The organism is Sulfurivirga caldicuralii, assembly GCF_900141795.1.
Taxonomy (GTDB): domain Bacteria; phylum Pseudomonadota; class Gammaproteobacteria; order Thiomicrospirales; family Thiomicrospiraceae; genus Sulfurivirga; species Sulfurivirga caldicuralii.
The window spans coordinates 1-24716 of sequence record NZ_FSRE01000003.1 but is presented as its reverse complement, the minus strand read 5'-3'; the positions used below and the strand labels follow the sequence as shown (position 1 = coordinate 24716).

Genomic DNA, 24716 nt, shown 5'->3' with positions numbered 1-24716 from the left:
TAGGGTATAAAAGAAAATTATTATAGTGAATATGAATAAACAAGAGGAGACCAGTTTATGCTTGAGAACATCGAGGTGGGCGCGCGTGGCTGGGCGTGTCAGGACTATTATCCCGAGGATCTGCCGGAAGAGTGGCAGCTGGACTACTATGCCAATGCGTTTTCGGCCCTGCTGGTGCCCCAGGCGCAGTGGGCCAGTTGGGGTGTTGATGGCTGGGAAGCGTTTGCGGAGAGTGCAGACACCCTGCGCTGGATTGGTTTTGAGTGGCTGGGAGGGGATGCATCCATTCACGAGCGTCTGCTCGCAGGCTTGGCGCAACTTGAACAGGACGGCGCGACCGAGGTGGGGGTGCTGGTGCTGGAGGGGGCGTGTCCCGCATTGCCGGAATACGTGGGCGTGACCTGCAAAGGGGCTGTCGCGCAGGGCGAGTGGCAGTGGCAGGCGTTGAGCGGTGCGCCGCTGGGGGTCGTGGAAGTGCTGCCGCAGGACCTGAAGGCGCAGCGCAGGCTGCTGGAGGACTTTGCCGCATCACTGCCGGACAAAAACAGCGGTGCGCCCTTTATTGTGGTGCAGGGCTGCGCTAATATTGCCCAACTTAAACAGTTTAAACAGCTGGTGGAGCTGCTGGGCCTCTGATGCGAACCCTGATCGATGTGGATAACCTGACCTTTTCCCGCGGTGCGCGGCGAATCTTCGATGGGCTGTCGCTGACCATCCGCGAAGGGCAGATCACGGCGATCATGGGGCCCAGCGGCACAGGCAAGACGACACTGCTCAAGCTCATCGCCGGCCAGTTGACCCCGGATTCAGGCCGTATTCTGTTTGATGGTCAGGATGTTCATGCCCTGCGCCGCGGAGAACTGTTCAGGCTGCGCCAGCGCATGGGGATGCTGTTTCAGAGCGGGGCACTGCTCACGGATCTCAATGTATTTGACAATGTGGCCTTTCCGCTGCGCGAGCATACGAAGTTGCCGGAAGTGCTGATCGAAAAGCTGGTGCTGATGAAACTGCAGGCCGTTGGTCTGCGCGGCGCCAGGCACTTGATGGCGTCCGAACTCTCCGGGGGCATGGCCCGCCGCGTGGCTCTGGCGCGCGCCATTGCCATGGATCCGGAAGTGGTCATGTATGACGAACCCTTCGTGGGGCAGGACCCCATCACCATGGGTGTTTTGCTGAAACTGATCCAGCGCCTCAACGAAAGCCTGGGCCTGACCAGTATCGTGGTTTCTCACGACGTGCAGGAGGTGATGAGTATCGCCCATTACGTGTATGTCATTTCCGAGGGCCGAGTGGTGGCCGAGGGTGCGGCGGAGGAAGTGGCACAGAGTGAACAGCCCTATGTGCGCCAGTTCCTTAATGGCCTGCCTGACGGGCCGGTGCCGTTCCACTATCCCGCGCCGGCCTATGCCGAGGAGCTGGGGCTATGCTGAAAGCACTGCAGCAGCTGGGCGCATGGGGCATTAATCTGACACGCAGTGCCGGGCGGCTGGGGCTGTTCCTGCTGTCGCTGCTGCCCGCGTTGCCCTATGCCATTTGGCGGGTCAGTCTGCTGGTCAAGCAGACCTTCAATGTGGGCACGCTTTCTCTGCCCATCATCATGACGGCGGGGCTGTTTGTCGGCATGGTGCTGGGGCTGCAGGGCTACAACGTGCTGGTGGACTACAACTCGGAAGAGGCCGTGGGCACCATGACGGCGCTCTCCCTGTTGCGTGAGCTGGGGCCGGTGGTGGCGGCGCTGCTGTTTGTGGGTCGCGCGGGCTCGGCACTGACAGCCGAAATCGGCCTGATGCGTTCAACAGAGCAGCTGTCCGCGCTGGAAATGATGGCGGTGGATCCGCTGAAATTTATCTATGCCCCCCGCTTTATGGCGGTATTGATCACCCTGCCGCTGTTGACGCTGATCTTTATCGCACTGGGGATCTGGGGCGGCTGGCTGGTGGCCGTGGGCTGGCTGGGTGTGGACGACGGCGCCTTCTGGTCGCAGATGCATGCCCATGTGGACTGGCGTGAAGACGTGGTCAACGGCATGATCAAGTCGGTTGCCTTCGCGTTGTTGATCGCCGTGGTGGCTCTGTTTCAGGGCAGTGAGACAGCGCCCACTTCGGAAGGGGTCAGCTATGCCACCACCCGCACGGTGGTGCACGGCTCGCTGGGCGTGTTGGGGCTGGATTTCATACTTACCGCACTGATGTTTAACTGAGGATACGCAATGGGCAAGCAGGCAAAAATCGAAATCGGTGTCGGCATTCTGGTGCTGTTCAGCATTATTTCGCTGTTCGTGATCGCCATGAAGGTAAGCAATTTTGCTGACATGGCGCAGGATCGGCCGACCTATACGCTCAAGGCCCATTTCGACAATATCGGCGGGCTGAAGGTGCGTGCACCGGTGAAACTCAGCGGTGTGGTCATCGGGCGGGTGGCCAGTATCGGCGTCGACAAGAGCAATTATCGCGCGCTGGTGACCATGAAGATCGACAAGGCCTATCAGTTGCCGCTGGATACCTCGGCCTCAATTCTCACCAGTGGCCTGCTGGGGGATCAGTACATCGGCCTTGAGCCGGGAGGCGATGACCAGTATCTGGCAGATGAAGATGAAATTGAGATGACGCAGTCTGCTCTGGTGCTGGAAAACCTTATCGGTCAGCTGATGGTCAAGCTTACGGACAGTGGAGACAAGCAATGAAAAACTGGCTGAAGACATGGGTGATCGGGTTGGGGCTGCTGCTGGTATCCATTGCTCAGGCGCAGCCGCAGCAGGACCCAGGTGCTTTCATTGATCAGCTTACCCACACCCTGTGGAAAAAGCTAGAAGCCAACCGCGAAATATTCAAACAGGATCACCGCGCGCTCAAGGCCTTCGCCGAAAAGGAGGTCCTGCCCCATGTTGCGGTGGCCAAAATGGCCAAATATGTCATGGGGCGCCACTGGCGCAGTGCCACGCCGCAACAGCAGCAGCGTTTTGTAAAGGCTTTCCAGGACATGCTGCTGCGCAGCTATGCCAATACCCTGCTGCATCTGCAGATTCAGGCAATGCAAGTGGAAAAGGTGGTGCCCGGCCAGCGTGGCCGCTATTCAGTAGAGCAAAAAGTTCGCCGGGCCGATGGCACTGATGCCAAGGTGGTCTATCGTGTTTACTGGGACAAGGATGCCAATGCCTGGAAAATTTACGATGTGGTGGCTGAAAACATCAGCCTGCTGCTCAACTACCGCAAGGTATTCAACAGCGAGCTGCAGAAGATGGGTATTGATGAGGTGATCGAGGAAATGGAGATCAAGAATCGTGCCTTCCTCGAGCAGAGCGATGCGCAGTCCGCGCAAGACCATGGCCAGTGAACCCGTGCGTAATCAGCTTGCGCAGGTGGCGGATCGCCTGTATGTGAGCGGCCCGCTGACGCTGGAAACTGTGCCGTCGCTGTATGCCGCGCTGCAAAACCTTTCACCGCCCTTGCGCCGCGTGGATCTGCAGGCGGTTGAACGCGTGGACAGCAGTGCGCTGGCCTGGCTGCTGGCGCTATGTCCACTGGCGGGTGGGGGGTCCCCGACTTTTGAAAACCCGCCTGAAAACCTGCGCACGCTTGCGCGCCTCTACGAGCTGGATTTCCTGCGTTTTAGTCCTTCTGAACCTGCCTCATGACCGCGGCCGTCAGTTTTCAGCGGGTGCGCAAGTGCTACGGTGATCTGTGCGCGCTCAAGGAGATCACGCTTGAAATCCCGCAGGGCAGCTTCTTCGGTCTGCTGGGGCATAACGGCGCCGGTAAATCCACCATGATCAATGCCATGGCGGGGCTGGTGAATCTGACGCACGGCTGCATCGAAGTGCTGGGCCACGATGTGGTGCGCGAGTATCGGCACACACGCCGCCTGCTGGGGGTGGTGCCGCAGGAACTGATCGACGAACCGTTTTTCTCGGTGCGCGAGTTGCTGCGCATTCAGTCCGGTTATTTCGGTTTGCGGGGCCGTGCTCAGGCGGCATGGATCGATGAGCTGCTGGAGCGGCTGGCGCTGACGGACAAGGCGGACGTGAAGACGCATCAGCTCTCCGGGGGCATGAAGCGACGCGTACTCATCGCCATGGCGCTGGTGCACCATCCCAAGGTGCTGGTGCTGGACGAGCCGACGGCAGGCGTGGATGTGGGCCTGCGCCAGAGTCTGTGGGCGTTTGCGCAGGAGCTGCATGCGCAGGGCATGACCATCGTGCTGACCACCCACTACCTGCAGGAAGCCGAGGCGCTGTGCGATCGCATCGCCATTATCGATCACGGCGAGCTGTTGACGGTGGCTTCCAAGGAAGAACTGCTGGCGGCTCATCCATGGCGCTATATTGAGTTGGAAACGAATGAGGTGGCCGAATTGTGCTCGGAACTGAGCGCGCGACTGGAGCAGCGCCAAGGCGACCTGCTGCGTTTTCGCGTTGAGCGGGATGTGCCCATGGCGGATTTTCTCGACTGGGTGCAGCGCAGTCATCTGGATGTGAAGGATCTGCGCAGCCAGCGTGCCAGTCTCGAGCAGGTGTTTCTCTCCCTTACTCAGGAGACGCACACATGAACTGGGCGGGAACCTGGACGCTGCTCTACAAAGAGGTGCGCCGTTTCTGGTCGGTATTCATTCAGACGGTGCTGGCCCCGGTGGTCACGACGCTGCTGTATCTGCTCATTTTCGGCCATCTGCTGGACGAAGGGGGCGTGCAGTTCGACAACCTGGACTATGGTACCTTCCTGATTCCGGGGCTGGTCATGCTGACGTTGATGCAGAACGCCTTCTCCAACAGTTCCTCCAGCCTGATCCAGTCGAAAATGCACGGCAACCTGACCTTCATTCTGCTGTCGCCGCTGTCGCCACTGGAGATTTACCTGGCCTTCGTTGCGGCCGCCATCGTGAGGGGGCTGGTGGTGGGGCTGGGCGTGTTCGTGGTCGGATGGCTGGGGTATGATCTGTACTGGCAGTCACTTGCATGGGTGCTTGTCTTTGCCGTGCTCAGTGCCGCCGTAATGGGTGGGCTGGGGCTGCTGGCCGGTATCCTCTCGGATAAATACGATCATCTGGCCGCCTTTCAGAATTTTGTTGTGGTGCCGCTGACCTTTCTGGCCGGGGTGTTCTATTCCATTCACTCCTTGCCGCCGCTATGGCAGCAGTTGTCGCAGTTCAACCCCTTCTTCTACATGGTGGACGGCTTCCGCTACGGCTTTTTCCTGCACAGCGATGTGTCGGTATGGACGAGCCTGGCCGTGACGCTGTCCTTTTTGCTGGTGGTGTCCGCGATCAACCTGTATTTGCTGGTGCGCGGGGTTAAAATAAAAAATTAGTCTTGAAAACAAGAGGCCATCATGACGCCTGAACAGGTTGAAGAAAAAATTCGTGCCGTGTTGCCGGATGCCAGGGTGCAGGTGAGCGGCGAAGAGTGCAATTTTACAGTTGAGGTTGAAAGCGCCGCCTTTGCAGGCAAGTCCCCGCTGCAGCGCCACCGCATGGTGAACGACATTTTTCGCAATGAACTGACCAGCGGCGCGCTGCACGCTCTGTCCATCAAGACGCGGGTGCCGTCGGATGGATAAACTCGTCATCCATGGGCCCTCGCAGCTCGAGGGGGAGGTGCGCATTTCCGGCGCAAAGAATGCTGCGCTACCCATTATGATGGGTGCCCTGCTGACCCCGGAGCCGGTGCGTCTCAGCAATGTGCCCCACCTGCGAGATGTGACCACCACACTGCAGCTGCTGGCCTCCATGGGTACACGCATCGTGGTGGATGAAAAGCTCAATATCGAGCTGGATACCTCCGACATCCATTCCCGCGAAGCGCCCTACGAGCTGGTGAAAACCATGCGTGCCTCGATTCTGGTGCTCGGCCCGCTGCTGGCCCGTTTTGGCGAGGCGCGCGTGTCCCTGCCAGGTGGCTGTGCCATTGGTTCACGTCCCGTGGATGTACACATCCACGGCATGGAGAAGATGGGCGCGGAGATTCGCGTGGAGCAGGGTTATATTCATGCCCGTGCCGACCGCCTCAAGGGGGCGCACATCCTCATGCACACGGTGACGGTGACGGGCACGGAAAACCTGCTCATGGCTGCCGTGCTGGCGGACGGGGTCACCGTGCTGGAAAATGCCGCCACCGAGCCGGAAGTGCAGGATCTCTGTCATTACCTTAACAAGATGGGCGCTAACATCCGCGGCATCGGCACCTCGACGCTGACCATCGAGGGCGTGGATGAACTGAAAGGCTGCGAACATGCCATCATTCCGGACCGGATCGAAGCCGGCACCTACCTGGCGGCTGCCGCGCTGACCAAAAGCCGCATTACGGCGACCCATGCAGAGCCCAGGCACATGACGGCTGTGCTAGAGAAGTTCGTGGAAGCGGGTGCAAAACTGGATATCGAAGAGGATCGCATCACGCTGGACATGCGCGATCGCGAACTCAAGCCGGTGGATATCGTAACGGCGCCCTATCCGCTGTTTCCCACCGACATGCAGGCCCAGTTTCTGGTGATGAACTGTCTGGCACCCGGGCGTGCAGTGATCGAGGAAACCATTTTTGAAAACCGCTTCATGCACGTGAGTGAACTGCTGCGCATGGGCGCGGACATTCGCGTGCAGGGCAACAAGGCGATTACCAAGGGTGTCGATCACCTGGTGGGCGCGCCGGTGATGGCTACCGACCTACGTGCCTCCGCCAGCCTGATTCTGGCGGGTCTGGCAGCACAGGGTGAAACCGTGGTCAACCGGGTTTACCATATCGACCGCGGCTACGAATGTATTGAAGAAAAATTCCACAAACTTGGCGCCGACATCGTGCGCCTGACGGACTGAAACATGGCTCAGAATACACTTACCATCGCGCTTTCCAAGGGGCGCATTCTCAAGGAAACCCTCCCGCTGCTGGCGGCGGCGGACATTCATCCGCTGGACGATCCGGACAGCAGCCGCAAACTGATTCTGGATACCAACCAGCCCCATATCAAGCTGCTGGCAGTGCGCGCCACCGATGCACCCACCTATGTCAACTACGGCACGGCTGACCTGGGTGTGGCCGGCAAGGACGTGCTCATGGAGATCGAGGGCGAAAACCTCTATGAGCTGGTGGATCTGGGCATTGCCAGGTGCCGTCTGATGGTGGCGGGACAGCCAGGCTTTACGCCGGCGGGACACCGCCTGCGTGTCGCCACCAAGTACGTGCGCTCTGCACAGCGCTATTTTGCCGAGAAGGGCGAGCAGGTGGAGTTGATCAAACTGTACGGCTCCATGGAGCTGGCCCCGCTGGTGGGGCTGTCAGACGTGATTGTGGATCTGGTGGACACCGGCAACACCCTCAAGGCCAATGGGCTGGCGCCCATGGAACACATCGCCGACATTTCCTCGCGGCTGATCGTCAATCAGCACGCCTACAAGCTCAAGCACGACATGATTCGTGAACTGGTTCAGCACATTCAGGAGGCCGTCAACAATGGTTAATATCCGCAGACTCGATGCCGCCCAGCCCGACTTTCGCGCGCAACTGGACGCGCTGCTGGCTTGGGAGAGCGTATCCGACGACAAGGTAAATGATATCGTGCGCGAAATTTTGCACAACGTGCGCACCCGTGGTGATGCTGCGGTACTGGAGTACACCGCCCGTTTCGACCAGCTGGATGTACAGTCCGCTGAGCAGCTGGAAATTCCGCAGGAGCGTCTGCAGATGACGCTGCGCACCATCGACCCTAAGCTGCGTGAAGCACTGGAATTCGCTGCCGATCGCATCAAGGCCTATCACGAGCACCAGGTGGAAAAGAGCTGGAACTACGAGGAAGAAGACGGCACCATTCTTGGTCAGAAAATTACCCCGCTGGATCGTGTCGGCCTGTATGTGCCGGGCGGCAAGGCGGCCTATCCTTCCTCCGTATTGATGAATGCCATTCCGGCCAAGGTGGCGGGTGTGGAAGAACTCATCATGGTGGTGCCCACGCCCCATGGCGAAGTGAACGACATGGTGCTGGCGGCGGCCGCCATTGCCGGCGTGGATCGCGTCTTCACCATTGGCGGTGCACAGGCGGTGGCTGCACTGGCCTATGGCACCGAAACCATTCCGCAGGTGGACAAGATCGTAGGCCCCGGCAATATTTTCGTCGCCACGGCCAAACGCTATGTGTATGGCACGGTCGGCATCGACATGATCGCGGGTCCGTCCGAAATTCTGGTGGTGTGCGATGGCAAGACAAATCCGGATTGGATCGCCATGGATCTGTTTTCACAGGCCGAGCACGACGAGGATGCCCAGGCGATCCTGGTGACGCCGGATGTCGCTTTCGCCGACCAGGTGGCGGCCAGCATCGAAAAACTGCTGCCCACCATGCCGCGTAGAGACATCATTCAGAAGGCACTGGAAGCCCGCGGTGCGCTTATTACCGTGCGCGATTTGGACGAGGCGGTAGAGATGATTAATATCATTGCGCCGGAGCATCTGGAGCTTTCCGTGGAAGCACCGGAAGTGCTGCTGCCCGACATCCGCCATGCAGGGGCCATCTTCATGGGCCGTTACACCTCCGAGGCCTTGGGCGACTATTGTGCCGGCCCGAACCATGTATTGCCCACCAGTCGCACCGCACGCTTCAGTTCACCGCTGGGTGTGTACGACTTTGTCAAGCGCTCCAGCATTATCATGGTGTCCGAGGAGGGCGCGCAGACCTTGGGCGAAGTGGCTGCCATCCTCGCGGACGGTGAGGGGCTGCCGGCCCACGCCCAGTCGGCTCGCTATCGTCTGAAGGACTGATCCGTGCCCCGCTACTGGAGCGAGGTGGTGCATCGGCTGACCCCCTATGTGCCGGGAGAGCAGCCGCAGCACCCCAATCTGGTCAAGCTCAACACCAATGAAAATCCATGGCCGCCGTCGCCCAAGGTGCTTGAGGCCATTGCGGCGGCCACGGATGACAGGCTGCGCCTGTATCCGGATCCCGATTCCACCCGGCTCAAGCAGGCACTGGCCGATTATTTCGGGCTGAAGGTGGAAAACGTCTTTGTGGGCAACGGCTCCGATGAAGTGCTGGCGCATGCCTTCCAGGCCCTGCTCAAGCATGACGCGCCGCTGTTGTTCCCGGATATCAGCTACAGCTTTTATCCCGTCTATTGCAACCTGTTTGAGATCGATTACCGCATCGTTCCATTGCGAGACGACTTTTCCCTGGTATTGGCTGATTTCGATCAGCCCAATGGCGGCATTATTTTCCCCAATCCCAATGCACCCACGGGGCGGGCCGTGTCCCGTGCGGATATCGAGGCGTTGCTGCAGCGCAATCCTGACAGTGTGGTGGTGGTGGACGAGGCCTATGTGGACTTCGGTGCCGAGAGTGCCGTGCCTATGATCGCCCGTTATGACAATTTGCTCGTGGTGCAAACTTTCTCCAAGTCTCGTTCACTGGCAGGGTTGCGTCTGGGCTATGCACTGGGTGCGCCCGAGCTTATCGAGGCGCTGGTGCGGGTCAAGGACAGTTTCAATTCCTATCCCATCGATCGGCTGGCGGAAGCGGCCGGGATCGCCTCCATTGGGGACGAGCCCTATTTTCAGGATGTGCGCGATCGGGTCATGCGCGAGCGCGAGCGGGTGACACAGGCATTGACAGGGTTGGGCTTCGAAGTGTTGCCGTCCAAGGCCAACTTCGTCTTTACCCGTCCGCCCCGTCCTGCCGAGGTGGTGATGCAGGCACTGCGTGAGCGGGGCATTATCGTGCGCCACTTCAAGGCGCCGCGTATTCGCAACTGGCTGCGCATCACTATCGGTGCGCCGCACGAAAATGATGCGCTGCTGACAGCGCTGGAGGAGATTGTCAGTGAAGCGGGATGAACTGCTGGCCTATTTGAATGGCCTGCTGAAGCCGGACGCTTTCAACGACTATGCGCCTAATGGTCTGCAGGTTGAGGGGACGGAGACGGTTACACGGATCGTAACGGGGGTTACCGCCTGTCAGGCGCTGCTGGATATGGCGGTACGCTGGCAGGCGGACATGGTGCTGGTGCACCACGGTTACTTTTGGAAAAGCGAGCCGGTCACACTGACCGGCATGAAGGGGTGGCGCATTCGCACCCTTATGCAGCATGACATCAACCTGGTGGCGTACCACCTGCCGCTGGATGCCCACGTTGAGCTGGGCAATAACGCGCAGCTGGGCAAACTGTGGGAGCTGCATGACATCACACCGGACGACGACAGTCTTGTGCGACTGGGACGCCTGCCAGCGGCGGTGCCACTGGAAGAATTCGTCTTGACGGTAGAGCGAACACTGGGGCGCGCGCCGTTGCATCTGCCAGGCGGGCCAGAGCGCGTTCAGATCGTCGCCTGGTGCAGTGGTGCAGCGCAGGGCTACATTGATCGCGCTGCAGACTGGGGGGCAGACGTATATGTGAGTGGCGAGGTTTCCGAGCAGACCACTCATCAGGCACGGGAGCTGGGCATTCATTATCTGGCGGCCGGTCATCATGCCACAGAGCGGGTCGGGGTTCAGGCGCTGGGCGAACACTTGCAGGCGGTTTTCCCGGAGTTGAAGGTGCGGTTCGTTGATATCCCCAATCCAGTATGAGTTTTATTTATGGCTGCTCATAATTTGAACTTATAAAATAATCTAATGATGTGCGAAGCAACATTAATGCGGTGCCCCGCTGCGCATCGGTAGAATAGGCCAGATTGAACAAAAGAGGCGCAAGCCATGCGGGAACAGAAAACAGTGGATGTGGACATCAAGCGCCGGCGCATGCTGGTGGCCGCCACGGGTGTCATGGGCGCCATCGGTGCCACCTTTCTGGCGACGCCGTTTGTGGCCTCGTGGGAGCCCAGTGAGCGTGCCAAGGCGCTGGGGGCCCCGGTGGATGTGGATATCAGCAAGCTGGAAGATGGCCAGCTGCTGACCGTGAACTGGCGCGGCAAGCCGGTATGGGTGCTGAAACGCACGCCGGAGATGCTGGCGACCCTCGACAAGGTTGAGTCTGAATTGCGTGATCCGGATTCCAATGAGTCCATCCAGCCGCCCTATTGCAAGAACAACTACCGCGCCATCAAGCCGGAAATGTTTGTAGCTGTGGGCGTATGTACGCACCTGGGCTGTGCGCCACTGTTCAAGCCGGATCCTGGCGATGCGGATCTGGGCAGCGACTGGCCCGGCGGCTTCTTCTGTCCCTGCCATGGCTCCCGCTTCGATCTGGCTGGACGCGTATTCAAGGCGGTGCCGGCGCCCACCAATCTGGAAATTCCTCCGCACCATTACCGCAGTGCCACGCTGATCCGCGTGGGTGAAGATCCCAAGGAAGGAGGCCAGGCATGAGCGATGTGAACAAACCCATGCCGGAGCGTGGCGACACCCCGGATTTTGCCAAGCCGGGCTCGCTGCTGCACTGGCTCGACAAGCGCCTGCCGCTGGTGGAGACGTGGAATGAGCATGTGGGCCAGTACTACGCGCCCAAGAATTTCAACTTCTGGTACTTCTTCGGCTCACTGGCGCTGTTGGTGCTGGTGAATCAGTTCGTCACCGGCATCTGGCTGACCATGAGCTACAAGCCCAGCGCGGCGGAGGCGTTCAACTCCATCGAATACATCATGCGTGATGTGGACTGGGGCTGGCTGATCCGCTACATGCACTCTACCGGTGCTTCGGCCTTCTTTATCGTTGTTTATCTGCACATGTTCCGGGGGCTGTTGTATGGCTCCTACAAGCAGCCGCGCGAACTGGTGTGGATCATCGGTATGCTCATCTTCCTGGTGCTGATGGGTGAAGCCTTCATGGGCTACCTGCTGCCGTGGGGGCAGATGTCCTACTGGGGGGCGCAGGTCATCATCTCCCTGTTTGGTGCCATCCCCTTTGTGGGGCCCGATCTGGCTGTGTGGATTCGTGGTGACTATGTGATCTCCGATGCCACGCTGAACCGCTTCTTCGCTCTGCACGTGATTGCGCTGCCGTTGGTGCTGTTGATCCTGGTTTTCCTGCATATCGTGGCCCTGCACCGTGTCGGCTCCAACAATCCGGACGGGGTTGATATCAAGAAGGTCAAGGGGCCTGACGGTACGCCGCTGGACGGCATTCCATTCCACCCCTACTATTCGGTCAAGGACAGCGTTGGTGCAGTGGCCTTTGCCTTCCTGTTTGCGCTGGTAATCTTCTACTTCCCGGAAGGGGGCGGTTTCTTCCTCGAGCCGCCCAACTTTGAACCGGCCAATCCGCTGAAGACGCCGGAACACATTGCACCGGTGTGGTACTTCACCCCGTTCTACGCCATTCTGCGCGCCATCCCGGACAAGTTCCTGGGTGTCATGGCCATGGGCGGTGCCATTGGTGTGCTGTTCCTGCTGCCCTGGCTGGATCGCTGTCCGGTGCGCTCGATCCGTTACCGTGGGCTGTCCTTCAAGATTCTGCTGACGGTGTTCACGGTAAGCTTTATCGCCCTGGGGTATCTTGGCACACAGCCGGCCACGCCAACCCTGACCCGTCTGGCACAGCTGTTTACGCTGGGGTATTTCTCGTTCTTTATTCTGCTGCCGTTTACATCGGCGCGGGAAAAGTGCAAACCGGTGCCAACGAGGGTGACATATCATGGTTAAGAAATTCTTTGCGATAACGGTTGGCCTGCTTCTCCCCCTGTTTGCCGTGGCAGGGGGCGGCCACAGCGGGGTGGAGCTGCACAAGGCCAACAATGACTTGCGTGATCAGGCTTCCCTGCGTCGTGGCGCCATTGCCTTTTCCGACTACTGCATGGCCTGTCACACTCTCAAATATATCCGCTATAACCGTATCGCCCGTGATCTGAGCTGGACGGATGAGGAAGTGGTGGCCAAGATGGCCAAAGGCCTGAGCAAACCGGTCGACCCGGTCATGGCGCGCGGCGATCTGAAGGCGATTCATCAGGTACTGGGCACCACGCCGCCCGACCTGTCGCTGGTGGCGCGCTTGAAAGGGTCGGACTACATCTACAGCTTCCTGCTGGGTTACTTTGAAAAGGACCCGAAAAAGGGTGTATGGGACAACCACTACCTGCCCGGAACCGCCATGCCCAACGTGCTGGAAGACAAGTATCGTTTTGCCAAGGTGGATGAGCGGGAAGCGCTCGCACGGGATCTCACCAACTTCCTGGAGTATGTGGGTGAGCCCATCAAGGTAAAGCGCTGGGATCTGGGTTGGAAGGTCCTGCTGTTCCTGTTTATTTTCTTCATCATTACTTACCTGCTGAAGAAGGAATACTGGCGCGACGTGAAATAATCGCGTCGGACGCTACCAATAGCCCTGCCTTGTGCAGGGCTTTTTGTTTCAGGGAGTCGTGAGCGTGGCAAAAGCCAAAAGTGCCTATGTCTGCACCGAGTGTGGCGCGGAGTTCAGCAAGTGGCAAGGCCAGTGCGCCGAGTGTGGTGCCTGGAACAGCCTGCAGGAGATCCGTCTGAGCACAGGCAAGGCGCGCCGCGCCGTTCGTGCGGGCGGGTATGCCGGCGTGGGCGGCAGCGGCATTCAGCGCCTGAGCGATGTGCAGGCGCAGGATGTGGCGCGCTGGCCCACAGGCCTGGGCGAGCTGGATCGGGTGCTGGGCGGCGGCCTGGTGCCGGGCGAAGTGGCGCTGGTGGGCGGCGATCCCGGTGTAGGCAAATCCACACTGCTGCTGCAGACGCTGTTGCTGCTGAGCCAGCAAAGGCCGGTACTCTATGTCACCGGAGAGGAATCCCTGCAGCAGGTGGCGTTGCGGGCGCAGCGGATGAAGCTGCCAACCGACGCGCTGCAGTTGCTGGCGGAAACCGACGTGGAGGCCATTGTGGCACAGGCGGCTCAGGCCAAACCGCAGGTGATGGTGATTGACTCCATCCAGACCATGGAGGTCCCCGAGATTCAGTCTGCTGCCGGCAGCGTGTCGCAGGTGCGTGAAGCCGCGGCTGTGTTGACGCGCTATGCCAAGCAGTCGCAAACGGCCATCTTTCTAGTGGGCCACGTCACCAAGTCCGGTGAAGTGGCCGGCCCGCGCGTGCTGGAACACATTGTCGATGCCGTGCTGTTTCTGGAGGGGCGTAGTGATAGCCGTTTTCGCACCCTGCGCGCGTTGAAAAACCGTTTTGGCGCGGTGAATGAGCTGGGCGTGTTCGCCATGACTGAAGGCGGCATGAAGCAGGTGCGCAATCCTTCTGCCATTTTCCTCAGTCGTGGCGAGCCTGCACCGGGTTCGGTGGTGATGGTGGTATGGGAGGGTACGCGTCCGCTGCTGGTGGAACTGCAGGCGCTGGTGGACAGCGCCCCATTTGGTGCACCGCGGCGCGTGAGCGTAGGGCTTGAGCAAAATCGACTGGCCATGCTGCTGGCGGTGCTGCACCGTCATGGCGGTGTTCAGGCAGGTGATCAGGATGTGTATCTCAATGTGGTTGGCGGCGTAAAGGTGACCGAAACGGCCGCGGATCTGGCTACCCTGGCGGCCATTGTCTCCAGCCTGCGCAATCAGGTTCTGCCACAGGATCTGATTGTGTTTGGGGAGGTGGGGCTGGCTGGGGAAATCCGCCCGGTGCCGTCGGGTCAGGAGCGCATTGCAGAGGCGGCCAAGCATGGCTTTCGCCGTGCCATCGTTCCTTATGCCAACCAGCCAAAGCATGCCACTGACGGCATGCAGGTGTATCCGGTGCGCACCCTGCAGGACGCACTCAAGGTGCTGAGCGAACTTTAAGGGGTTTTCGGAAGGGGTCCCCGACTTTTTTACAGGCCCATTTTCTGCCGGCACAAAAAAGCCCCGAAAAACGGGGCCTTTGAGGTACGTAACAGCCTTTCTGCGATCAGGGCAGTTCGATCTCCACAATTTCAGACTTGGGAATGGTGGAGCAGGTGAGGATGTGGCCCGGTTGCGGCTCGTAGGCATGATCCTGCACATATTCCACTTCGCCCTGCACCAGCTTCACTTCACAGGCGCCGCAGCTGCCACCACGACAGCTGTAGGGCACGTCGAAGCCGGCTTCATCCAGACACTCCAGAATGGAAAACTGCCCGTCAAACTCGCACTCGCCCTGACCCTTGACAATGATCTTGCTCATATCAGTTTCCTTATTGAGGTTGCTCAAAAACAAAAATATTCTATCAGGGATGCAATTTGCGGGCAGGGGGCGTAAATTAAACATTCTTTTGCGTCTGCAAATGAGGAGGATGAGACGATGCGTAAAGGGTTGCTGATCGTACTTTGGGCCCTGAGCTTGAGTGTATGGGCAGGGGGCAGTGACTGGCCGAAGCAGATGGGCGAAGCCATGGTTTGGGCCGTCGAGGCTGACTATCAGGATGTGCGTGATGACCTGAAGGATGCAATCGAATCCCGCGGCATGGTCATCAGCTATATCAGTCATGCAAAGGCGATGCTGGAGCGCACCGGCAAGGACATCGGCTTCAAGGATTCCGTCTATCCCGGTGGGGCGGAAATCTTCCTGTTCTGCAAGTCGGACATTTCCAACAAGCTGGTGCGTGCCAACCCGCACAATATCGTGCTGTGCCCCTACGCGATTTCCGTTTACGATGTGGCGGGCGAACCGGGCAAGGTCTTTCTCGCCTATCGTATTGGGCCGAAGAATGAGCCGGCTTTCAAACCTGTGGAAAAATTGCTGCGCGACATTATCGAAGGCATTGTGGAGAACTATTGATGAGCCTGCAGGCACAGCTTGAACAGCGTCTTGCCGAACATCTGACACCTGCGCTACTGCAGGTGGAAAACGAAAGCCATCAGCACAGCGGCCCGGCGACGGAAAGCCATTTCAAGGTGGTGATCGTGAGTGATCAATTTGACGGTCTCCCGCTGATCAAGCGCCACCGCGCCGTGCATGAGGCACTGGGTGATCTGATGGCGCAGTTTCATGCCCTGGCGCTGCACACCTATACACCGCTGGAGTGGGCGCAGCGTACCGGTGCGCCGCCATCACCACCGTGTCGGGGCGGGAGCAAGCGTGCCTGAAGTCAAGAAAGGCCAGTCAAGCGACTGGCCTTTTCAATACACCTATACGAATCTGCCGCGGGACCTGTGGGTGCGCATCGACCCGGAGCCGGTGCGTGCACCAGATCTGGTGGTGTGGAATGACACTCTTGCCGAACAACTGGGCCTTGACCGCTGGGCGGCGGACGCCGAAACGCGGGCTGGCGTCCTGCGGGACCTGATTACTGGCCACGCCGAAGCGGCAGCAGCAACAAAAAGCCGGCGGTGGCTACCACGACAATGGCGGGGCCGCTGGGCCAGTCCAGCTGCCACGAGAGCGCCAGTCCGCCTACCCCGCTGACAACCGCAATCAGGACGCTTCCTGCCAGCATCTGTTCCGGCGTGCGGCTCAGATGGCGGGCTGCAGCCGGTGGCAAAATCAGCAGTGAGGTGATCAGCAGCACGCCGACCAGTTTGATGGACAGGGCGATCACCAGCGACAGCAGCAGGATAAACAGCCGCTCCACGCGTTGAACCGGCACGCCTTCGGCAAACGCCAGTTCACGATTGAGGGTGATATTGAGCAGATCTCGCCAGTGGCGCCAGTAGAACAAACCGGTCAGGAGTGTCAGTCCGCTCAATAACCACGCATCCTGAGGCGTGATCGCCAGCAGGTCACCGAACAGTAGGCTGTCCAGGCTGATCTGCACCGGCGTATAACTCAACAGCACCAGCGCGATGGCAAGGGTCGAGTGGGCCAGCATGCCCAGCAGGGTGTCGCTGGAAAGGCGCGTGCGTCTCATCAGGGCATGCACCGCCCAGCCGGTCAGCAGGGCAACCGCAATCACGCTCCACTGCCAGTCAATGCGCAGCAGCAGCCCCAGTGCCACCCCCAGCAGGGCGGTATGGGCCAGTGTGGCACCGAAGTAAGATTGCTTTTGCCACACGACGAACACTCCGAGCAGAGCGGCCGTCAGCCCCAGCATGATCCCCGCCAGCCCGATCCAGAGCAGCCAATCATTCATGGGTGCAGCCCTCGTGTTCGGCACAGCGGTGCGGGTCGTGATGGTGGGTGTAAATGGCGAACAGGCCGGCATCCTCGCCAAACAGGCGGCGGTATTCCGGATGCTCCGCGACGCTCTGTGGCGTGCCGCTGCAGCAGATGTGGTGATTGAGACAGATGACCTGGTCGGTCTGCGCCATGACAAGATGCAGATCGTGGCTGATCAGCACAATGGCGCACTGCAGTTCATCGCGGATGGTCACCAGCAGTTGATAGAGAAATTTCTGCCCCTGCACATCCACGCCCTGCAGCGGTTCATCCAGCACCAGCACATCCGGCTGGCGCAGAATCGCACGGCACAGCATCACCCGCTGCAATTCACCGCCGGACAGTCCCTGCAGCGGTTTATCCAGCAACGCGCTCACGCGTGTGAGCTCTACCCAGCGGTTGCTCAGTGTATGCGTGCCCGGCGGTAGCCCCAGTTCGATAAAGCGCCGTGCGGTCATGGGTAGACTGGCGTCCACGTGCAGTTTTTGCGGCACATAGCCGAAGCGCAATCCGTCGCGGCGCCACACCGTGCCCGCCTGCGGCTGCAACAGGCCGAGCATGATCTTCAGCAGCGTGGATTTGCCGGCGCCATTGGGGCCGATCAGGGTTAAAATCTCGCCACGGCGCAGGGTCAGACTCACATCCTGCAGCACCGGCTGCGCAGGCTGATAGCCGAAGGTGATCCGTTTCAGTTGAACAAGGAGTTCCGTATGCATAGGGGTATTGTAAGGAAGTGGCTGCTGCTCGGAGCGTTGTTGTGGAGCATGGCGCTCCCAAGCTGGGCTTCGCACTGGGTCGTCAGTCTGCCGGCCGTGGCCCACTGGGTGCGACCGATGCTGTTGCCGGAGGATACGCTGACGGTGCTGCTGCCGCCCGGTCAGTCGCCCCATCACTGGGCGCTGAAGCCTTCCCAGATCCGGGCGCTGGCCGAGGCTGACCATATTGTGCTGGTTGCCCCCGCACTGGAGTCCCCCTTGTACCGCTGGGCGCGGGCGCATCAACGCCCGTTGTTGGTCTGGTCTGCGCTGGAGGGGGTGAAGTTGCTGTATGGCGAGGGCCACCATCACGACAGTGAAGCGGAGCATGGAGATGCTCACGGTGTTGACGGAGACGCGCCGGCGGAAAAGGACGCACTGCATCTCAACCCCCACCTGTGGCTGTCGCCGCAAAACGGCCGTGCCCTGGTTCGGGCGGTTGCTGCCGTGCAGCAGACCCTGCATCCGCAGCAACGCCAGGCCGTGCAGGCGCGTGAGCAGGCGGCGCTTGCCCAGCTGACGCAGCTGGATGAACAGGCAGATGCTGCATTGAAACCGTTGCGAGATGTGCCCTATATGGTGCTGCACGATGCCTTTGCCTATTTCGACGAAACCTATCGCCTGAACAAGGTGGGTGTAATCGAGCCGCCTGCCAGTGGCATCGGTCTTAAACGCCTGCTGGCGATGCGCGAGCGGCTCCAGCAGGCCAATGTGCGCTGCGTTCTCTATCCGGCACACAAAAATCCCCGTCTGCTTCGTCAGCTGGTGCGCGGCCTGCCAGTGCGCACGCAGGCGGTGGATGTGCTCGGCTGGCAACACAATGCACTGGATGACTGGTTCAGCAGCATTGTGAAAGGCTACGTGCAATGTCTGAGCCCGTCCTGATCGCGGGGTTGCCCGGCAGCGGCAAAAGCCGCTGGATTGCGGCGCAGCCCGAGCCGTCCTGGTTGCAGGAATGGCACGACGACACGTTGCCCGCAGCGCGGGCCGTGTGGTGGGTCTTGGATCTGCGCCAACCGCTGGATGAAACCATCAAAACAGTACTGACGTCCTGTCTGCAGCGGGCAGACGCCCTAATAGGCCATTTTGCCGAAGAAAGCCCCATTGAAACACAGATGCGCTGGCGTGAATTTTTGGCACCGTTGAAAAAGTCGGGGACCCCCCTTTATTTCAGTCATTTTCTGCAGCCACCGCCTCCCGACTTTCCAAGGACTTCTTCAAAAGCTGCCTGCAGTTGCGGGTGGCCACGTCGAACAGGGGTTATCGTGCAGCTGCCCACCGTGGTGCTGGATCATCTGCTGTTTGTATTTCAGGGGCTGGAGCAGAGCACGCCCATGCGTTTCTGGCGTATCAAGGGGGTGGTGCAGACGCTCGAATATGCCAATGCGGTGGCGATTGAAGGCAGTCTGAGCGGGTTGTATACCCATGCCGCAGCAATAAAAGACGGCCCGGTGGGGCGGCTGATCATGCAGGTGGAAAATCTGGATCTGGAGCGGCTTTCGGAGGCGTTGCAGGCGGTGCGCGCACCCGGTGAAGACGTGGACATTGAGGTAATTTCCGAGTAGAATGCTCGGGATTGATAACAGGACGCGAATCGCCATGTCTGAAACGCAGTATCAGGAAATCAACACCCTGTTGGAAAAGAGCTCCTTTTACAAGGAGGGCTTCTATACCCAGACGGTGGTGGACAAGCTGGAAAAGGGCATCAACGAGGATGTTATCCGCGCCATTTCCGCCAAGAAAAACGAACCGGAGTGGATGCTGGAGTGGCGCCTGAAAGCCTATCGTCACTGGCTCACCATGAAGGAGCCGCACTGGGCCAAGGCGGAATATGAACCGCTGGACTATCAGGATTACAGCTACTATGCCGCACCCCAGTGCGCCAGCTGTGCGACCGACGGCTGCGCCACTGAGGAAACCGAGGAGGCGATTGATCCGGAAGTGGCCAAGGCCTTCGAGGCGCTGGGCGTGCCATTGAACGATGATGCGGACATCGCTGTGGATGCCATCTTCGACTCCGTTTCCGTGCGTACCACGCAGCGGGAAAAGTTGAAGGAACTGGGCATTATCTTCTGCTCCTTCTCCGAGGCGGTGCAGGAGTATCCGGATCTGGTGCGCAAGTACCTGGGCTCGGTAGTGCCGTATCACGACAACTTCTTCGCCGCACTCAATGCGGCGGTAGCATCCGACGGTACCTTCGTATATATCCCGCCCGGCGTGCGCTGCCCGGTGGACATTTCCACCTACTTCCGCATCAACGAGGCCAAGACCGGCCAGTTTGAGCGCACGCTGCTGATTGCGGACAAGGGCAGCTATGTCAGCTACATCGAAGGCTGCTCCGCGCCCATTCGCGACAGCTACCAGCTGCACGCCGCGGTGGTCGAGGTGGTGGTGCACGAGGACGCGGAGGTGAAATACTCCACTGTGCAGAACTGGTACCCGGGCGACGAGGACTGCGAAGGCGGCATTCTCAACTTTGTGACCAAGCGCGGCCTGTGCGAAGGGCGCAACAGCAAGCTGTCGTGGACCCAGGCGGAAACCGGCTCGGCGATCACCTGGAAGTACCCCAGTTGTATTCTGAAAGGGGACAACTCCATCGGCGAGTTCTACTCGGTGGCGTTGACCAACCGCCGTCAGCAGGCCGATACCGGCACCAAGATGATCCATATCGGCAAGAACACCCGTTCCACCATCATTTCCAAGGGGTTGAGTGCCGGCAAGTCCGACAACACCTACCGCGGACTGGTGAAGGTGATGCCGGGTGCCGAGGGCGCGCGCAACTATACCCAGTGCGACTCCATGCTGATCGGCGACAAGTGCGGCGCGCACACTTTCCCCTATATCGAAATTGAAAACCCCACTGCGCAGGTGGAGCACGAAGCGACCACCAGTCGCATCGGAGAGGATCAGCTGTTCTACTTCAAGGCACGCGGCATCGACGAAGAGGATGCCATCTCCATGATGGTGAACGGTTTCTGCAAGGAAGTATTCAAGGAGTTGCCGCTGGAGTTTGCACAGGAAGCGGAAGAGTTGCTCAAGATCAGCCTGGAAGGCTCGGTCGGTTAATCGGAATTTGAGGACAAGACAATGTTGCTGGACGTAAACAATCTGCACGCCAAGGTGGCGGAAACGGACAAGGAAATTCTCAAGGGCGTGAACTTGCAGGTGAACCCGGGCGAGGTGCACGCCATCATGGGCCCCAATGGCTCGGGCAAGTCCACCTTTGCCAACGTGCTTGCCGGTCGCGAGGACTATGAAGTGACCGACGGGCGCGTACTGTTCGACGGCGAAGACCTGCTGGAGATGGAGCCGGAAGAGCGTGCTCGCGCCGGTCTGTTCCTGGCGTTCCAGTATCCGGTGGAAATACCGGGGGTGTCCAACAAGCTGTTCCTGTTTACCGCGGTCAATGCGGTACGTGAAGCGCGCGGCCTGCCGCCGCTGGAAATGCACGAATTTGAAGAACTGGCGGCTGAAAAGATGAAGCTGCTCAAGATGCGCCCGGACATGCTGGAGCGCTCCGTAAACGTGGGTTTCTCGGGTGGTGAGAAAAAGCGCAACGACATTTTCCAGATGGCGATGCTGGAGCCCAAGCTGGCCGTAATGGACGAAACTGACTCCGGACTGGATATCGATGCGCTGCGTATCGTGGCCGACGGCGTGAACAGTCTGCGGGACGGGCAGCGCAGCTTTATCGTGGTGACCCACTATCAGCGCCTGCTGGACTACATCAAGCCGGATTTTGTGCATGTGCTTTACAACGGCCGCATTATCAAGTCCGGCGGCTTTGAGCTGGCTCATGAACTGGAGGAGAAAGGCTATGACGACCTCATCCGCCAGTTTGGCTAAGCAGGACTTTCCGCGTCATCCCCAGTCCGACAAGCTGTTGGCGTGGGTGCGCAGCGCGGTTGAAGCGCTGAATGCCAGTGATCCTCGGCCGTTGCGGCGTGATGTGCGCATGCAGGCGCTGCAGGCTCTGGAAACACGCGGGTTTCCCTCGCGCAAGGACGAGGACTGGCAGTATACCCCGCTAAACGATGTGCTCAAGGCAGACTATGCCACGCCAGCCGCAGGTTCGGTCGATGCTTCCCAGGTTGAGACGATGCGCCCGCCGTTTGCTGCCAGTGTGCAGGTGCTTGTGGATGGCGTCTGGCAGCCCGACCTTTCGGATCCCTTGCCAAAAGGTGTGGCGCTTGCTTCCATCGAGCAGGTGGATGAGCTGACGCTGAAGCGCTGGCAGCAGTTGGCCACGGTGGAGCGCGATGCGTTTGAACTGATGAATCTGGCGCTGCTGGAACGCGGCGCTCAGCTGAGCGCAACTGGCATGGTAGATCTGCCGGTTGTGCTGCTGCACCTCTATACGCAATCCAATGGTATTGCAGCGCCGCGTCATTTGCTGCGGGTCGAGCCGCAGGCGCAGCTGAGCCTGATTGAAATCCATGCGACGTTGCGGGATGGTGCGGCCCTGAGCGTGCCGGTGATGGAAACGGATGTGGGCAGCGGCGGCATTCTACGTCACGTCAAGCTGCAGCAGGTGAGTGAGCAGGCCTTTCATATGGCGCACCATTTCCTGCGCCAGCAGGATGGCAGCGACAGCGCCAGTGTTTATGCGGCGTTGGGCGGCTCGGTTACTCGTCACATGACGCATACCTGCCTGCTGGGCGAAAATGCCAATGCCGATATCAACAGCGCCGGCCTGGCGACAGGCACGCAGGTGATGGATTCGCGTACCTATACCGGGCACGATGTACCCAACTGTACCAGCCGCCAGCTGCACAAGCTGGTGGTGGATGATGCTGCCCGTGGTGTTTTTGATGGCATGATCCGCGTGGCGCGCGGTGCGCAAAAGACCGATGGGCTCATGGATAACAAGAATCTCCTCCTGGGTCCGAAGGCCAAGGTGGACGCCAAGCCGCGTCTGGAAATCTACGCCGATGACGTCAAGTGCTCCCACGGTTCCGCAACCGGTGAGCTGGATCGGGATCAGGTATTCTATCTGCGTGCCCGCGGCATTAGCGAGGCCGATGCACGCCTGCTTATTACCACCGCGTTTTTGACCGAGCCGGTGGAAAGTATCAGTAACGATGCCGTGCGCCACTGGTTGCACGATCTGCTGGCAGCCAAGCTGAATCCCTGACCGGATCTGCATGGCAACGAAAGGCCCGTGTCATGCGGGCCTTTCTGTATTTGAAAGATGAGACAGGAGAAAAGATTGGACGTTCAAGCCATTCGCGCACAATTTCCGATTCTGCAGCAGCAGGAAAATGGCCGCCCCCTCGTGTATCTGGACAGTGCCGCCACCGCGCAGAAGCCGCTATGCGTTATTGAAGCGCTTGATCGCTATTACCGAGAACAGAATGCCAATGTGCACCGTGGGGTGTATGGTCTCAGCGAACGGGCGACCGAGCTTTATGAGGGTGCCCGGGAAACCCTGCGAGCCTTTCTTAATGCACGCTCAACCCGTGAAATCGTCTTTGTGCGCGGTGCTACGGAAGGCATCAATCTGGTGGCCAGCAGTTTTGGTCAGCTGTTGCAGCCCGGCGATGAAGTCATCATCTCCGAAATGGAACACCACTCCAATATTGTGCCGTGGCAGCTTTTGCGGGATCGATTTGACATTGTGCTCAAGGTGTTGCCCATCAATGATGTCGGTGAGTTGCAGCTGGATGCGCTGGATGCACTCTTGAGCGAGCGCACACGGCTGGTGGCGATTACCCACATGTCCAATGCGCTGGGGACGATTAATCCCGTCAAGGCGATTGTGGACAAGGCGCATGCTGCAGGTGCAAAAGTGCTTCTGGATGGGGCGCAGGCTGTACCTCATATGCCGGTGAATGTGCAGACACTGGAATGTGACTTCTATGTGCTCTCCGGCCACAAGATGTATGGGCCCACCGGCATTGGCGTGCTGTATGCGCGTGAGGAACTGCTTGAAAAAATGCCGCCCTATCAGGGCGGTGGGGACATGATCTATTCCGTCACCTTTGAAAAGACGGAATATAACGTTCTGCCTTATAAATTCGAGGCAGGCACACCCCATATCGCCGGCGCCATCGGACTTGCAGAGGCGGCCAAATGGATGGAGCAGTTGGGGCGGCAGGCTATTTTTCATTATGAGCATGACGTGCTCACCTATGCCACAGAGCAGCTGCAGGAAATTGAAGGGTTGCGCATTATTGGTACGTCCGAGCACAAGGGGGGTGTGATCTCCTTTATTGTGGACGGCGCGCATCCTCACGACATGGCCACACTCATGGATCAGGACGGCATTGCCGTGCGTGCCAGTCATCACTGTACCATGCCGGTCATGCAGCACTTTAATGTACCCGCAACCGTACGTGCCTCGCTGGGCGTGTACAATTCCAAGGAGGACATCGACCGTCTTGTTGCCTCCATCAATGAAGCAAGGGATATGCTGCTGTGAGTGAGAAGAAGCCATTGGCCTGGATTCGCATGGGGCTGACCCCATTGCCACAATTTGAAAATGAAATCCCGGAAACCGTTGTGTTCTGGAATATCGAGACCGGGGAGCTGCAGGGACAGGGTGTGGACTGGGTACGTCCATTGATAGAAGAGGCTAAAAGGCAGGGAAGCCTTACCAGCAGCAAGGGAGAGGTGGTACAGATCGATGATCCGCTGAAAAGTTCTACCCAGCTGTCCATGATTCTTTCGCAGCGCTACTGGGTATCGCCCCAACCGGTGGAAGCCCCAGAAGATCCCCAGTCAGGAAGTCTGCAATAAAAGTTACACATTCCTCTTGAACATTGAGCTGCTGTTCCTATAATACGCCTTCCCGACGAGCCGGGTCTGCAGTGCGAAGTACTTGCCCCGGCTTTTCGGAAAAAAGATGCGAAAGGGACTTGAAAGCTTCTGGCTGATCCCTATAATACGCATCTCGCTTCAGGGGGTAGCCTCTGGGGCGAACAAGCAGGATTGAGACGCACCGGACGGTGCGGAAAAAAACTTCTCAAAGCCTCTTGAAAGTTCTTCTGGAGTCACTATAATACGCGCTCCGCCAACGACGACAGAGGTTGAGTTGGCGAGTGAAAAAA

General features: G+C 59.2%; 30 protein-coding genes. 27 read left to right on the top strand and 3 right to left on the bottom strand.

The window, feature by feature from the left end; translation table 11 throughout:
• The first annotated feature begins 57 nt into the window (after nt 1-57).
• The 18 genes from BUQ81_RS05855 (at nt 58) to radA (ending at nt 14640) form a co-directional block, all read left to right on the top strand.
• Nucleotides 58-636 (top strand): hypothetical protein, encoded by a 579-nt coding sequence (locus BUQ81_RS05855; RefSeq protein ID WP_074201473.1) that lies wholly within the window; start codon nt 58-60, stop codon nt 634-636.
• Nucleotides 636-1430, top strand: a complete 795-nt coding sequence (locus BUQ81_RS05850; RefSeq protein WP_074201472.1) for an ABC transporter ATP-binding protein — start codon at nt 636-638, stop codon at nt 1428-1430. The genes BUQ81_RS05855 and BUQ81_RS05850 overlap by 1 nt, the downstream gene beginning before the upstream one ends.
• Nucleotides 1424-2200: a lipid asymmetry maintenance ABC transporter permease subunit MlaE gene (mlaE, locus tag BUQ81_RS05845; protein WP_074201471.1), complete on the top strand. Its 777-nt coding sequence runs from the start codon at nt 1424-1426 to the stop codon at nt 2198-2200. The genes BUQ81_RS05850 and mlaE overlap by 7 nt, the downstream gene beginning before the upstream one ends.
• 9 nt (nt 2201-2209) lie before the next feature.
• Nucleotides 2210-2683 (top strand): outer membrane lipid asymmetry maintenance protein MlaD, encoded by a 474-nt coding sequence (gene mlaD, locus BUQ81_RS05840; protein WP_074201470.1) that lies wholly within the window; start codon nt 2210-2212, stop codon nt 2681-2683.
• Nucleotides 2680-3333, top strand: coding sequence for an MlaC/ttg2D family ABC transporter substrate-binding protein (locus BUQ81_RS05835; protein WP_074201469.1), 654 nt, complete (start codon nt 2680-2682; stop codon nt 3331-3333). The genes mlaD and BUQ81_RS05835 overlap by 4 nt, the downstream gene beginning before the upstream one ends.
• A complete protein-coding gene (locus tag BUQ81_RS05830) occupies nt 3302-3634 on the top strand; it encodes an STAS domain-containing protein (RefSeq protein WP_084188272.1) in 333 nt (110 codons plus the stop codon). Before BUQ81_RS05835 ends, BUQ81_RS05830 begins: the two co-directional genes overlap by 32 nt.
• The gene (locus BUQ81_RS05825) at nt 3631-4545 is read left to right on the top strand and encodes an ABC transporter ATP-binding protein (protein ID WP_074201468.1); all 915 of its coding nucleotides are present in this window, start codon (nt 3631-3633) and stop codon (nt 4543-4545) included. The genes BUQ81_RS05830 and BUQ81_RS05825 overlap by 4 nt, the downstream gene beginning before the upstream one ends.
• Nucleotides 4542-5303 carry an ABC transporter permease gene (locus BUQ81_RS05820; RefSeq protein ID WP_074201467.1) on the top strand — a complete coding sequence of 254 codons (762 nt, stop codon included), beginning with the start codon at nt 4542-4544 and terminating at the stop codon, nt 5301-5303. The genes BUQ81_RS05825 and BUQ81_RS05820 overlap by 4 nt, the downstream gene beginning before the upstream one ends.
• A gap of 21 nt (nt 5304-5324) precedes the next feature.
• Nucleotides 5325-5552, top strand: a complete 228-nt coding sequence (locus BUQ81_RS05815; protein WP_074201466.1) for a BolA family protein — start codon at nt 5325-5327, stop codon at nt 5550-5552.
• Nucleotides 5545-6804 carry a UDP-N-acetylglucosamine 1-carboxyvinyltransferase gene (murA, locus tag BUQ81_RS05810; RefSeq protein WP_074201465.1) on the top strand — a complete coding sequence of 420 codons (1260 nt, stop codon included), beginning with the start codon at nt 5545-5547 and terminating at the stop codon, nt 6802-6804. The genes BUQ81_RS05815 and murA overlap by 8 nt, the downstream gene beginning before the upstream one ends.
• A 3-nt stretch (nt 6805-6807) precedes the next feature.
• Complete coding sequence (gene hisG, locus BUQ81_RS05805) at nt 6808-7446, top strand: ATP phosphoribosyltransferase (RefSeq protein WP_074201464.1); 639 nt, start codon at nt 6808-6810, stop codon at nt 7444-7446.
• Nucleotides 7439-8740, top strand: a complete 1302-nt coding sequence (gene hisD, locus BUQ81_RS05800; protein WP_074201463.1) for a histidinol dehydrogenase — start codon at nt 7439-7441, stop codon at nt 8738-8740. The genes hisG and hisD overlap by 8 nt, the downstream gene beginning before the upstream one ends.
• Nucleotides 8741-8743: 3 nt before the next feature.
• Nucleotides 8744-9808, top strand: coding sequence for a histidinol-phosphate transaminase (gene hisC, locus BUQ81_RS05795; protein WP_074201462.1), 1065 nt, complete (start codon nt 8744-8746; stop codon nt 9806-9808).
• A complete protein-coding gene (locus tag BUQ81_RS05790; protein ID WP_074201461.1) occupies nt 9795-10541 on the top strand; it encodes a Nif3-like dinuclear metal center hexameric protein in 747 nt (248 codons plus the stop codon). The genes hisC and BUQ81_RS05790 overlap by 14 nt, the downstream gene beginning before the upstream one ends.
• A 126-nt stretch (nt 10542-10667) precedes the next feature.
• A complete protein-coding gene (gene petA, locus BUQ81_RS05785) occupies nt 10668-11279 on the top strand; it encodes a ubiquinol-cytochrome c reductase iron-sulfur subunit (RefSeq protein WP_074201460.1) in 612 nt (203 codons plus the stop codon).
• A 17-nt stretch (nt 11280-11296) separates the two neighbouring features.
• Nucleotides 11297-12550, top strand: a complete 1254-nt coding sequence (locus tag BUQ81_RS05780; protein ID WP_074201806.1) for a cytochrome b — start codon at nt 11297-11299, stop codon at nt 12548-12550.
• Nucleotides 12543-13205 carry a cytochrome c1 gene (locus BUQ81_RS05775; RefSeq protein ID WP_074201459.1) on the top strand — a complete coding sequence of 221 codons (663 nt, stop codon included), beginning with the start codon at nt 12543-12545 and terminating at the stop codon, nt 13203-13205. Before BUQ81_RS05780 ends, BUQ81_RS05775 begins: the two co-directional genes overlap by 8 nt.
• 64 nt (nt 13206-13269) lie before the next feature.
• Entirely contained in the window at nt 13270-14640 is a 1371-nt protein-coding gene (radA, locus tag BUQ81_RS05770) for a DNA repair protein RadA (RefSeq protein ID WP_074201458.1), read from the top strand.
• Nucleotides 14641-14746: 106 nt separating this feature from the next.
• Here radA and BUQ81_RS05765 read toward each other — a convergent pair whose 3' ends face one another.
• Nucleotides 14747-15001 (bottom strand): 2Fe-2S iron-sulfur cluster-binding protein, encoded by a 255-nt coding sequence (locus tag BUQ81_RS05765; protein ID WP_074201457.1) that lies wholly within the window; start codon nt 14999-15001, stop codon nt 14747-14749.
• A 117-nt stretch (nt 15002-15118) separates the two neighbouring features.
• Here BUQ81_RS05765 and BUQ81_RS05760 point away from each other — a divergent pair, with 117 nt between their 5' ends.
• Together BUQ81_RS05760 and BUQ81_RS05755 are read left to right on the top strand one after the other, a co-directional pair.
• Entirely contained in the window at nt 15119-15595 is a 477-nt protein-coding gene (locus tag BUQ81_RS05760) for a DUF302 domain-containing protein (RefSeq protein ID WP_084188270.1), read from the top strand.
• Nucleotides 15595-15903 carry a BolA family protein gene (locus tag BUQ81_RS05755; protein WP_074201456.1) on the top strand — a complete coding sequence of 103 codons (309 nt, stop codon included), beginning with the start codon at nt 15595-15597 and terminating at the stop codon, nt 15901-15903. The genes BUQ81_RS05760 and BUQ81_RS05755 overlap by 1 nt, the downstream gene beginning before the upstream one ends.
• Nucleotides 15904-16103: 200 nt before the next feature.
• Here BUQ81_RS05755 and BUQ81_RS05750 read toward each other — a convergent pair whose 3' ends face one another.
• Together BUQ81_RS05750 and BUQ81_RS05745 are read right to left on the bottom strand one after the other, a co-directional pair.
• Complete coding sequence (locus BUQ81_RS05750) at nt 16104-16886, bottom strand: metal ABC transporter permease (protein WP_074201455.1); 783 nt, start codon at nt 16884-16886, stop codon at nt 16104-16106.
• Nucleotides 16879-17628, bottom strand: coding sequence for an ATP-binding cassette domain-containing protein (locus tag BUQ81_RS05745; RefSeq protein WP_074201454.1), 750 nt, complete (start codon nt 17626-17628; stop codon nt 16879-16881). The genes BUQ81_RS05750 and BUQ81_RS05745 overlap by 8 nt, the downstream gene beginning before the upstream one ends.
• On the opposite strand from BUQ81_RS05745, the gene BUQ81_RS05740 reads away from it, so the two are divergent.
• From BUQ81_RS05740 to BUQ81_RS05710, 7 genes are read left to right on the top strand one after another with little or no spacing between them, the layout of a single operon-like run.
• Complete coding sequence (locus BUQ81_RS05740) at nt 17623-18552, top strand: metal ABC transporter solute-binding protein, Zn/Mn family (RefSeq protein ID WP_084188269.1); 930 nt, start codon at nt 17623-17625, stop codon at nt 18550-18552. The two genes, BUQ81_RS05745 and BUQ81_RS05740, sit on opposite strands and share 6 nt — an antisense overlap.
• The gene (locus BUQ81_RS05735) at nt 18534-19232 is read left to right on the top strand and encodes a hypothetical protein (RefSeq protein WP_074201452.1); all 699 of its coding nucleotides are present in this window, start codon (nt 18534-18536) and stop codon (nt 19230-19232) included. Before BUQ81_RS05740 ends, BUQ81_RS05735 begins: the two co-directional genes overlap by 19 nt.
• A gap of 34 nt (nt 19233-19266) precedes the next feature.
• Complete coding sequence (sufB, locus tag BUQ81_RS05730; RefSeq protein WP_074201451.1) at nt 19267-20733, top strand: Fe-S cluster assembly protein SufB; 1467 nt, start codon at nt 19267-19269, stop codon at nt 20731-20733.
• Nucleotides 20734-20754: 21 nt separating this feature from the next.
• Nucleotides 20755-21513, top strand: coding sequence for a Fe-S cluster assembly ATPase SufC (sufC, locus tag BUQ81_RS05725; RefSeq protein ID WP_143598469.1), 759 nt, complete (start codon nt 20755-20757; stop codon nt 21511-21513).
• Nucleotides 21485-22801: a Fe-S cluster assembly protein SufD gene (sufD, locus tag BUQ81_RS05720; protein WP_074201450.1), complete on the top strand. Its 1317-nt coding sequence runs from the start codon at nt 21485-21487 to the stop codon at nt 22799-22801. Before sufC ends, sufD begins: the two co-directional genes overlap by 29 nt.
• 57 nt (nt 22802-22858) lie before the next feature.
• Nucleotides 22859-24088, top strand: coding sequence for an aminotransferase class V-fold PLP-dependent enzyme (locus tag BUQ81_RS05715; RefSeq protein WP_074201449.1), 1230 nt, complete (start codon nt 22859-22861; stop codon nt 24086-24088).
• Nucleotides 24085-24405: a hypothetical protein gene (locus tag BUQ81_RS05710; RefSeq protein WP_074201448.1), complete on the top strand. Its 321-nt coding sequence runs from the start codon at nt 24085-24087 to the stop codon at nt 24403-24405. Before BUQ81_RS05715 ends, BUQ81_RS05710 begins: the two co-directional genes overlap by 4 nt.
• Nucleotides 24406-24716 lie beyond the last annotated feature (311 nt).